At 54.6% G+C, this 11,017-nt stretch carries 6 protein-coding genes; all 6 read right to left on the reverse strand.

From position 1 onward, the window contains the following. Positions 1-126: 126 nt before the first annotated feature. Positions 127-2,556: a LamG domain-containing protein gene (locus DQG23_RS19005; protein ID WP_113032461.1), complete on the reverse strand. Its 2,430-nt coding sequence runs from the start codon at positions 2,554-2,556 to the stop codon at positions 127-129. Between the two features lie 183 nt (positions 2,557-2,739). After that, on the reverse strand, positions 2,740-3,438 hold the full coding sequence (locus tag DQG23_RS19010; RefSeq protein WP_113032462.1) for a TlpA disulfide reductase family protein: 699 nt from the start codon (positions 3,436-3,438) through the stop codon (positions 2,740-2,742). A 16-nt stretch (positions 3,439-3,454) separates the two neighbouring features. Beyond that, entirely contained in the window at positions 3,455-4,153 is a 699-nt protein-coding gene (locus DQG23_RS19015; RefSeq protein WP_113032463.1) for a cytochrome c biogenesis CcdA family protein, read from the reverse strand. A 764-nt stretch (positions 4,154-4,917) separates the two neighbouring features. Continuing rightward, on the reverse strand, positions 4,918-5,793 hold the full coding sequence (locus DQG23_RS19020) for a hypothetical protein (RefSeq protein ID WP_146762335.1): 876 nt from the start codon (positions 5,791-5,793) through the stop codon (positions 4,918-4,920). Between the two features lie 144 nt (positions 5,794-5,937). Continuing rightward, a complete protein-coding gene (locus DQG23_RS19025; RefSeq protein WP_113032465.1) occupies positions 5,938-9,795 on the reverse strand; it encodes an S-layer homology domain-containing protein in 3,858 nt (1,285 codons plus the stop codon). A gap of 430 nt (positions 9,796-10,225) precedes the next feature. Next, complete coding sequence (locus tag DQG23_RS19030; RefSeq protein WP_113032466.1) at positions 10,226-11,008, reverse strand: hypothetical protein; 783 nt, start codon at positions 11,006-11,008, stop codon at positions 10,226-10,228. Positions 11,009-11,017: the final 9 nt, after the last annotated feature.

Consider the following 11,017-nt stretch of genomic DNA (forward strand, 5'->3'; position numbering starts at 1 on the left):
TGCTCCCTCAATAGAATTGAGCTACAGTACCTCTTTAGATAACGGGACTTTTTCAGTGGCCTCCTTTCGCAGTGGTTTTGGAAGCTTTGTTTATATTTTGGAACCGTCCTGCTTACAGTCGCGCGTTTACTGTAAAGCCGAAATATCGGCGGGACTTAACGCATATCGGTATATCCGTACATCGTCGATTAGCCCGTTCATCGTATTCGCTCCGTTTACCCCGATCGTCAGCGGCAGCGAGCTGGTTATGCTTCCTTGAAGAAGGCTCATATCTTGGCCGGCTAGCGCGCCGTCAACGTACAACCGAAGACCCGCGCTTCTGTCGACCACCGCGGCCACATGATGCCACGCCCCATCCGTAAAAGCAGCCGTCGATTGAACGGAGTCGTATGTGCTGCCGTAATCCAGCAGGAATTTGAGCGTGTTATCGCTCTCGAACCGCAGCCAAAACCCGGCGTTCGTATCCCCTTTTTGCATTAAGAACTTGGTCGTGCCGGTCACCGCCGTTTTGACCCACATGGAAATCGTGAAGTTTTCCTTCGTTCCGAATGCGGCATCATGATAAAAAGGATTCGGCAGGGCGACGTAATCGCCGTTCCCATCGAAGCTGAGCGCATTCCCGTCCTTTCCTCCCCCGCTCCAAGCCGCATTTTCCACCGTTCCGTTGTGCGCGTATGCCGTGGCATCGGTAACCGCGGTCCCGGCACCTTCGTTTAACTTCCAATGTCCGTACAGGCCGAACATCCGTGCAACTTCTTTATCATCGAGCGGATAATTGTAGAGGCTTACCTGATCGATCAGGCCGTTCATCGTAAGGCTGGAAGCGTGGCCGATCGTGAGAGGCAGCGCGCTCGAAATCGTACCGCCGATCAGCGAATTATCCTGGCCGACCAAAACCCCGTCGACATACAGCCGAAGACCCACATCACGATCGGCTACGCCCACGACATGATGCCATTTGCCATCGGCGTATGCGGCCGTCGACTGGGCGGCGTCGTAGGTGCTGCCGTAGTCTAGCAGAAACCGGATCGTATTGTCCGCCTCGAAGCGAAGCCAATAAGCGGCATTCGTATCACCCTTACCGGCGATATACTGGATCTTCCCGGTCTGGCCGGTTTTCACCCACGCGGATAAGGAAAAATCCTGCGTCGCATCGAAATCGAATGCCCCGTCGGCCGGATCGCCCAAATCGACATAATCGCCGTTCCCGTCGAAATGCAAGGCGCCGCCGAATTTGCCGCCCGTTTCTCTCATTGCGCCGACTATGCTGCCAGGATAATCGCCGGAAGCCGAATCGGCGGCGACGCTGCCGGAGGTTTCGTCTAATTTCCAACTGCCGACCGTTAAACGATCCCACCAAATACGGGAGACGATCGCCCGATTCGGAAAGAGCGAATTCCATTCGTTGCTGGACACGATGCTAAGTCCGGGCAATACATTGTACGTGCCGAAATTGCCAAGCTGAGCCCGGTTGTCCGTGATCCCCATCGCGATGCGTTCCGTGCTTTTGATCAGGCGCAGCGTGACCGGATCCACTTGCGCCATCCAAAGCGGCGCCCGGTAGCGGTAGATGCTCTGGTTCGAGGCATCCTCTCTCGTGTAAACGACATACAGCGCATCCGGTTGAACGATCCAGTGCATCTGCGTATTCATGCTTCCCGTTATCGCCGTGCCGTCATCCCATGTCAGAACAACCGCCGGCTGCCAGTCGATTCCGTCGCTGCTCTTAGCCAGCCGGTTTTGCGCATCGTCGCGGATCGTCATGAAATATTCGCTGCCGAATTTAGCCAAAGAAGTTTCGATTCCGGAACGATTTCCATTGTTTCCCGGATTGGGGACCGCGTTGCCCTGGCTGATATATGAAAGCGATGTGCCGTCAAACGACGCTTTGACGACCTGAACGCTTCCTTTTCCGTCAACGGAATTGATCGGCCACAAAATATCCCCGCTGCCATCGTCCAGCATATGAGGGTAAGCGCTTCCAGAATGCCCGACTCCATTCGGCCATGCAAACACGTACCAGTCGCTGCTCCATGTCGCCGTCGATGGATCGTACACGGCATAAGCCGGATACGTATGTTTTTTGGAATGGGTCGGTGTATACGACTGGGCCATGCCGAACAAAATCACCTTTCCCGTCTTCTCGTGATACATCGGCACCGTATCGATCAGCATGCCCTGATAGCCGTCGGGCAGCGTTTTCCATTGAAATTGCGGAATGACGGACGGAGCGGTCCACGTTTCGCCCAAGTCGTCGCTTGTGATGGACGATATTTCGTAAAAGACGTCGCTCAAATTGGTCGGGCTTTCTTTTATGTCCTTCAGCAGTGTACATAAGATACGCGCCGTTGCGCCGTTCGGCATCGATGCGCACCTCATGTGCGTCCACCAAAAGTTCTCCTGGTTGTCATTCTGATAAGCCACCCTCTCCTCGATCGGATACGTCGGGGCGGATGCATGAGCAATCAGGCTGTTTAACCCGATCGAACAGCCGAGTATAACGGTCACAAACATCGTGTACAGGAACAACCCTTTTTTCAACGAACCGGACTTCATGTAACAATCTCCTTCCGCGTTCAATTGTTGCTTGCGGCCGCACAAGCAGCTTCATCGTAACATACCGCCGGCGAACAGATAACCGGACACGCTTTAGATTTAGTGGACTTTTTCAAGCCTTGCAGGATCGAATAACGCAAAAACCCCCGTTTCCGCCTTTCAGCGAATTCGGAGGTTTTGACTTCATTGCAGGAGCTGTTCGACTTTGAGTCTCATCTGATCTTCCGTCATCGTACCGAGCTTTTTGTAAACGATGCGGCCCTGCCTGTCAATGAAAAGCGAGACCGGGATCGGCTTGATTTGATATTGCTGTGCAACGGTTTTATCGGGGTCAAGCAGCACGTCGAACGTGTAGCCGTTATCTTCTATATATTTCGCGACCGTTTCCCGGTCTTCGCCGACGCTTACCGCCAAAATAACGAGATCCTTATCCTTGTATTCCGCGTAAATCTTCTCCATGTCGGGCATTTCTTTCTTGCACCATTTGCACCAGGTCGCCCAAAAGTTCAAGTATACCCCTTTGCCCCTCAAGTCCGACAAAGCGACCGTGCCGCCCTTCAAATCCGTCAAAGTAAAATCGCCGGCCGGCTCCAAATCCGCATGCTCATTCACTGCCGCAGCTCCGGGCACGGCCTGCTTGCCGGCTTCGTTCTCGTATTGAATGACCGAAGAAGTCGCGGAGCTCTCGTCTTTCCCGACCAAGGAAGCGCTCGCTTCGTTCCCGCTATTCACAACCGGAGACGCCGCCGGTTTCCCTTCTTTATCGGCCGGGGATGCCACGTTCTTCTCCGCTTCGCTGATGCTGTAATTGTTCGTCACGTAAACGGAAATCAGAATCAGCCCTAGTACGACGCCTGCCCAAAGCAGCATTTTTTTCTTCAACGCAATCCCCCCTTGCTTAAAGATTAAACAGACTGCCGTATTGCCCCAATACTTCCAGCCGGTTCGTAAAGATGAGAATGCCCATGGCAATCACGATGACCCCGCTCACAATCGAAATGACGGGAAGATGCCGCGTTATTTTTCTTAAATAGACGGACAGATTGTCGATGAGCAGCGCCGAAAGCAGAAACGGAACCCCCATCCCCAGCGAATAAACGGCAAGCAGCGCAACCCCTTTATCAAGCGTCTCCATACTCCCTGCAAAAATCAGGATGGACGACAAAATCGGACCGATACAAGGTGTCCATCCGATTGCAAAAGCCATTCCCATCAGAAACGAACCGAATGACCTCCCTTTGGCGCTCCCGGGCAGCCTCATCCTTTTCTCCATATAAAGGAACCTGATCTTGAAAATCCCCGTCATATGAATGCCGAAAATAACGACCAAAACGCCGCCGACCCGCTGAATCAGCTCAAGATGGCCGGACAGCAGCCTGCTGACGGAGCTGACCGAAATGCCGAGCAACACAAAAACGATGCTAAATCCCGCAACGAAAAGCGCCGCCTTCAGCAGGGCGTTGATTTTTTGCGGACCGGCACTAATCTCCGTGACGGAGGAGCCCACCATATAGCTGAGATAAGCCGGAATCAGAGGCAGCACGCACGGCGACAAGAAGGAGAGCAGCCCCGCTGCAAACGCCAAAATAAAATCCAAATTGCCCCTCCCCTTCCATGCAAGGATAAACGCCTACCGCGTCTTTGACGCTGGCGTTGACCGAGATCTAGAGCCACTTCCACGATATACTTTCTGATAAGTCAAGGATGAACTGGTTACGAAAGCAAACACGGATATCGTATTGGTTTTGCACGAAACGGGCAATTAGTGGAGAAAACCTTATTGTTCATGAGGCTGTCCTCACTATTTCGCAGGTAAAATGGTAGTTCTCGGCCATCAGTGAGGTAAACGCAACTATTCCTTTCGTTTGTGCAGCTAGACTAGAAAGTGGACACACCATCAATGAGGACCTGTATAATAAAAAACAACAAAAAGGTCGAGGTGTGCCATGAGTAATAAACGTAAATCATACGACGAAGACTTCAAATGTCTCACTATTAGTGTTGTTTGCCTCATTACCTCACCAAAACAAGGGTTTTCGGTTTGAAATAGTGAGGTTTGCCTCACGAATAATAACTTTGCCTGATTACGAGGTTCACTACCCGTTACTCGATGAAATGCCTTACATTCTTGAAATCCATAGTACAAGACTTGAAAGGCTACTAAGACCGACTCATGTACTTGAACAAATAAGGAAAACGGGTTCCCCGGAGGGAGCCCATTTTCCTGTGATGCAGGCTGCAAAGTTAATCGTACCCGTTGGCAGCGATCCGCGGGACACGATGCCACGAGGACTGAAACCAGCGCGGGCGGACTTCGTCACATGAGTCTGCATGGACGCCGCTGCGGCAAGCCGCCCGACATCAGCACTCTTCTTCGCAATATTCTTCCGCTGCCGCCGGCGCAGGTTCGGATACGGACGGCGAAGAATAGGAAGACGACGATGAAGACGATGATGTGCCGGAGGATACCGAAGCGCTTGGCGAAGGTACGGGCGCCGCTTGCGGCTCCACCTTTTCCTTGGAAGTGAAGGTGACGGACTTCGTCTTCTTCTCCTCAACAGGCGCTTGTGCCGTTGGCTGAGCTTTCGTTTCGGCGGACGGAAGCCGAGCGGTCTGAGTCTGGCTGGATTGCGACGCCGGCTTTTCTTGCGATGCAGGGGCTGCCTGCTGCTCACTGGCAGGAGCAGGCGCCGCCGCTTGCTGAGTTTTCGCCGGTACCGGCGCGCCTGCATCCTTCGTTAGCGCTGAATCGCCTGCTTGTTGCCCACTCGACGACGCCGAAGCGGCTTGCTGCTCCTTCGATCCTGCCGGAACCGGTACCTCGGCAGCCGGCTTCGTTTGATTGCCCAGCGCAGCCGAAGCTGCAGGCGAAGACGACGATGCCGCTTTCGGCTGGCTATCGGAAGATGAGGCCGGCGCGGCTGTGTCCTGCGAAGCCTTATCGGCGCTGTCGGAAGAAGCAGGCTCCTCAGCAACTTCGATTCGGCCAGACTCGGACTTCAGCGAAGCCGATTCCGTACCTGCCGCTGAACCTGACGAGGCCGGTTTAATGCTTGAAGCCGGCTCCCCAGCCGCTGAAACGGCCGCAAGCTTGACGGCTGCACTTCCCTGAGCCGGAGACGGCGCCGCCTCAGTAGTCTGCCTGTTTGCGGACACGACGGCATAAGTAAGCCCTGTAAAAACGACGGAAGCAGTAATTAACGACAAAGATAGCTTCGAAACGATACGTTTTTTCACGATGGCTGTCATTCCTTTCTTGATATACTTGTCGGCGTCTTACGAGAGACTAAAAAAGAGATTCAACGGGGAGCGCCGTTCGACCGCTCGCTCCCCTTGAATCTCTGGCCGTCCAGTAGATTGGGCTTTGCTCTGCAAAAAACCTTAGTCCTTCAGCAAGTTGTACAGCACTTGCGCGACTTCCGCTCTGCTGGCGGCATCCTTCGGCAGAAGCTTGCCATTGTTGCCCGAAATGACGCCCGCTTCGACGAGCGCTTTGAAGGCTTCGTTCGCGTAACCCGCGATATCCGCCGCATCGGCAAAGCCGGCTACGGAAGCGGCCCCCGCTTGCGCCGCAGGAAGCTCTCCGAGTACGCTCAGCGCACGGTACAGCAGCGTGAACAGATCCTGGCGGGATATCGATTGATCCGGAGCGAATTTGTTTTCTTCCAAGCCGTTTGCGATACCCAGACGTTTCGCCGCAGCAAGGTGACCGGTGTAATAAGTATTACCGGCATCCGCGAAGTTGACGGCCCCTGCCGCATCGGGTTGAATGCCGTACGCATTCAGCAGCAGAACGATGAATTGTCCGCGGGTAACGTTCGCATTCGGGCTGAAATGATTCTCGTCCGTTCCGCTAGTAATTTCCCTTGCCGCCAAGTAAGTAACCGCCGGGGCGAACCAAGCTGCCGGAACGACATCGGTAAAGCTGATTTTGTTATACCCGATAATGTATTGCGAGAAATGCTCCGTTTGGAATTCGACCGCACCTGCAGCCGCATTATACCGGCCCTTTATAAGGTGCAGCTCGCCTTCCTCGGTCACGTGGTAGACGATTACGGCATTGGCGTCTTCGCCGGGCTGCAGCGTATACGGCAGCGATACGGCTATTTTCGAGCCGCCGAATGCGGTGATGCCCGTTTGGCCGGCATATACAAGCAGATCGTATACCGGACGGTCTCCGAGCACATCCTTGCCTTCCTTCGTAAGCTCCGATTTGGTCAAAATAAAGCTGATGTCGCCTGCGTCTCCGCTCGCTCCGATGGTTTTCAAAGCATTCGCATCGAAGGTAATCGTGCCGAAGCCGGCGTTGATCTTCACTTCGGCCTTCGTGCCGGCAACCAGTTCATTGAAGGCTGCTCTAGGGACGGTAACTTGAATTTTTCCCGACTGCTCCGTGCTTTCCACCTTAAGCTCCAGGACAGCTTTCTCGCCCTTGGCTTCCGCTTGCTTGGCTTTGTCAAGCAGGCCGGATGCAAGCGCCGGGGTAATGACTGCGATAGCCCTGCCCGTTTCCGCATCCAGTTTGGCGGGGACCGTCGCTACCGTGCTGCCGCCCGACTGGGAGATGCCGTCCGTTTGGCCTGTTCCCGCGCCGTTCCCTTCGCCGGTTCCGGTACCGCTTCCTCCGCCGTTACCGCTGCCGTCACCGCCGCCATTGTTACCGCCTGTCGAAGGGGCCGTGTAAGCCGGTACGGTAACTTTCGTATCCGCGCTTGGCAGCGTTGTCGCCGTTTCTTTGAATCTTACAAAATAATCGCCTGTCAGCAATCCGGCAATTTCCTGTCCGGCCGCCGGTTGATAAACGGTTTGGCCGTTGGCGCGATACTCCAATGCCGTGCTCGTGCCGGTAATTTTTCCGTTATTTTGCGTGCTGCCGGTCGGCGCAACGCCTGCAAGTCCTTGCGGTGCCGCCACATTCGCTTTAATGACTAGGGAAACGGCACGGCTTGGGCTGTTATCCTCATACACGGCGTAACGAACGCTGTAAACATCGGGAGAGAGCCCGGTCAGTTTGCCTGCTGCAATGGCCTCGTCAGGAACAATGGCGTACTGTACGGCCTCGTCTGCACCTTTCTTATATTCCAGCCGGTACTCAACCTTATACTCCGCACCCGCAGTAAGACCTGTAATTTGTCCGTCATCGTTCGCCAGGGAAGACGGATGAACGGCTTCCAGCGCCGACGGAGGAGCAAGCTGCTTATAGCCGGGGACGTAAACCGTCTGAGCTGCGCTTGGCCCGTAATATATGCCTTCCGCCGTTTTGGCGGCATATCTGATTTCATAAAAACGATCCGGCTCCAAGCTCAGCGCATCGCCTTGTACAGGCGCGTATGCCGACTCGTTCGCTTCCTCCAGCTTATACTCCAAGCCTGACGGAAGCGGTTTTAACTCGTCATTTTCAACCAAAACGATTTTACCGTTGCCATTCGCTTCTTCCGGGGCAAGACCGAGCAATCCGGAAGGTGCCGCTTGATATTCAGGCACGACGACTTCGACCGCCGGACCCGGGGCATATGCCGACTGCCGCAGCGTGGCCGCCGTGTCGACTCCGTTTTTGGCGGCGTACCGCACCTCGTACACACCTGGCGTCAGACCGGTAATTTCATTGCCGGCTCCCGGCACTGCCGTATATGTCGCTTCGTTCTTCGCTCTATACTCCAAGGCTTTCTTCGCTATGCCTAAGATTTTGCCGTCCGAACCGCCGGCTGTCGTCGGAGCCGCGCCGCTCAGCCCGGCCGGTTTCCATTCGATTCTGGAGTAGAGCGTCCTCAGACCGTTGATATAAGTAAGGGTGTTGGCGTGCTCCGGATTTTTCGTGTTGCTCCAGCTGTACATCAATTCCACGTGCCCGAGAATCGGCGCGGACTCGCTGCGTTTGTCATACACGAAAACATAAGGCGCCTGCAGTCTGGACGCTCTGCCTACGGCAAGCGCTCCCTCGGCGTTTTTGTAGCCATAAACGATATCGTTATTGTGTTTCCCGGATGCGTCCGGAAAATATTGCACATGCTCCGAGAGATTCGGTAAGTACTGTTTGACCAAATTGACGTATACGGGCGATATTTGCTTGTTCGAGACCCGCGTATGCAAAAAGTCTCCGTAGCCGGAAACAACCGCCTTATAAGTCCTTCCCGGCGTCGAGTCCAAACCTCCGTCCAGCTTCGCATCCCAGTTATAGACGGTTGTCACGCCGTATTCCTTGGCGATTCGGTTGACGTATTTGATCCCAGCCTGGGTATTGCCGCACCAAGCGCAGCCGATAATGACCGGAATGGTGTTATCCGTTTCGAGCAAATATTTAAGTTCGTCCGTCGTCACCGAATTAATGACAATCGGCAAGTCTTCATTCCCGAAAATAGGAGAATCCGTGCCGGCTGTGCCGGAAAATTCGTTATACGAGCCCGAAATATAGCTTTGATTCGTGAATACGTCGTATTGCGCGTTTTTCGTGCCGGCAGGGGAGATCGCATCGAAAACGCCGCGGAGCGCATTTTTGTAGGCTTCTCCTCCATCCGCGTCGGTCAGCGCGGCGATTCCATCCAACGAAGAGATGATTGGCGCAGCGCTGCCGCCATTTTTATGGTCCTTGTTGTAAATAAACAAGAACGGGCTGCCGACGACCGGTACGGTTTCGGTTTTTGAAGTCTGTCCGTTATTCCCGGTTATTTCGGGATAAGTAACGCTGATTTTAGGCGCATTGCCCGGCAGTTGATCGGCCAGATTGGTCAAATACCGCCATGCCAGATCCGCATACCGGACGGAAAAATCCGTTCTGGCTCCTTCGCCGGTAAGGTCGCTCCCGGTGGAGGCGTTAACGGCCGTGACGGCAGGCTTCGAATCTTGCTTCGTGATGTCGATCCAACCGTCCGGACCGTCCAATTTGGGGTCGAAGTTACGGATGGACGTCACGCCGTATTCCTTGGCCACATCGTTAATGTAGCCGATGGCCTTTTGCGTTTCGGGCTGCCACGAGCCGCCGAACAAAATGATATGAGTGCCCGCTTCTTTACGCAGCAGATAATCCAATTCATGATAGGTCAACGTATCGAAAACATGCTCCTTGCCGGCAAGCGCTGGGTACCTGGCGCTAAAATAGTCCGGCTTGCTATAACTTGCGCCGGCTGCCGGCGCCGGATCGGCTGAGGCAGCGCTCGCCCCGGTTGCCCCAAAGACGGGCAGCGCAAGAGCGGCGGCCAGCAGCAAGGTGCCCAACCGGCGGGCTTTACTCGTTTTCCGCATTTATATTCCACCTTTACCGATTATATTAGTTGGTTTTAAAAGGAAGGACAGCACCGCATCCGACTTGCAGCAGGATGCGGTGCGCTCGGTTATTCTTTACACCACACAAAATCCTAGTTCGGTGTCACACCACGCGGCGTTTTGCCGCATGACGGCAGCAGTCGGTTCGAACGCTTATTTCCGGCATAGACGAGAAAATCGCTTGGCCGAAACGGATGTAAAATATCGCCTTCCTCCACTCAAACATCTTGTTTTGGATTCCTTCTGATTTTAGAGCCCTACGGGCGTGGTTGGAATCCAAAGCCAAAACTCGCCGTCAGACCACATTTTACCTCCTTTTTCTACAAGTCGAGTTTCTCCTTAGAGTAAAGGGCAGATGAATTCTGCCCCCTCATCGCTACAAGTCGTCGGTTGCCCGGCTGCATGCCGCTTAGCAAATTTCTTCTTCGGACGAGGAAGAGGAATCACCGGACGAAGAACTTCCCGAAGAGGAACTGCCCGACGAACCGCCGGATGAAGAATTGCCGGACGATGATGTATTGCCGGCTGCAGGGCTTGGCGCGGCAGGTTGTTCAACGGCTTTCGGCGCATTGGATTGCTTGTTCGTGAACGACCCCGTCGCTTTTTTCTTTTCCTCCTGAACCGGAGCGGCCGACGGAGCTGCTGCAGCGGGAGCTTCCGACGGAGCCGGTTGGACCGCTGCAGGAGCGGAAGCGGCGTTCGTTGTCGTTTGGGACGGCTCGGATTTCGCCGTTGATTCCTGTTTCACTGACTCCGATTTCTCAGCTTTCGGCTGCTCAGCTGCAGCAGGCGCCGCAGCTTGCGCTGCCTGTGTATCGGATTTCTTCTCAGACACGGCTGCCGCTTGCTTCGCTGCGGGCGCATTGTCATTCGCTGCCTCTGCCGGAGCGGCAGCGGCCTTATTCGCATCCGCAGACGGAGATGCCTGCGAAGCTGCGTCCGCTTTGGCCGGCTCTTCCGCCGCCTTCGCTTCCGGGGCGGAAGAAGCCGTGTCCTTCGGCACCGCTGCAGGTGCAGGCGATCCTGCTGCCGGCGACGAAGACGCTGCCGGATTGGCGCCGGAATCTGCCGCCAGCGAAGCGTTTTTGCCGCTAGCGGACACAACCGCATAAGTCAATACCGAGAACGCAACGACCGAAGCTGATACCCATAGGGTAAATTTCGAAAAAGTTCTTTTGTTTGTTGTAGCCATGGTTCATAT

This window comes from Paenibacillus contaminans (assembly GCF_003285015.1).
Lineage (GTDB): Bacteria > Bacillota > Bacilli > Paenibacillales > NBRC-103111 > Paenibacillus_V > Paenibacillus_V contaminans.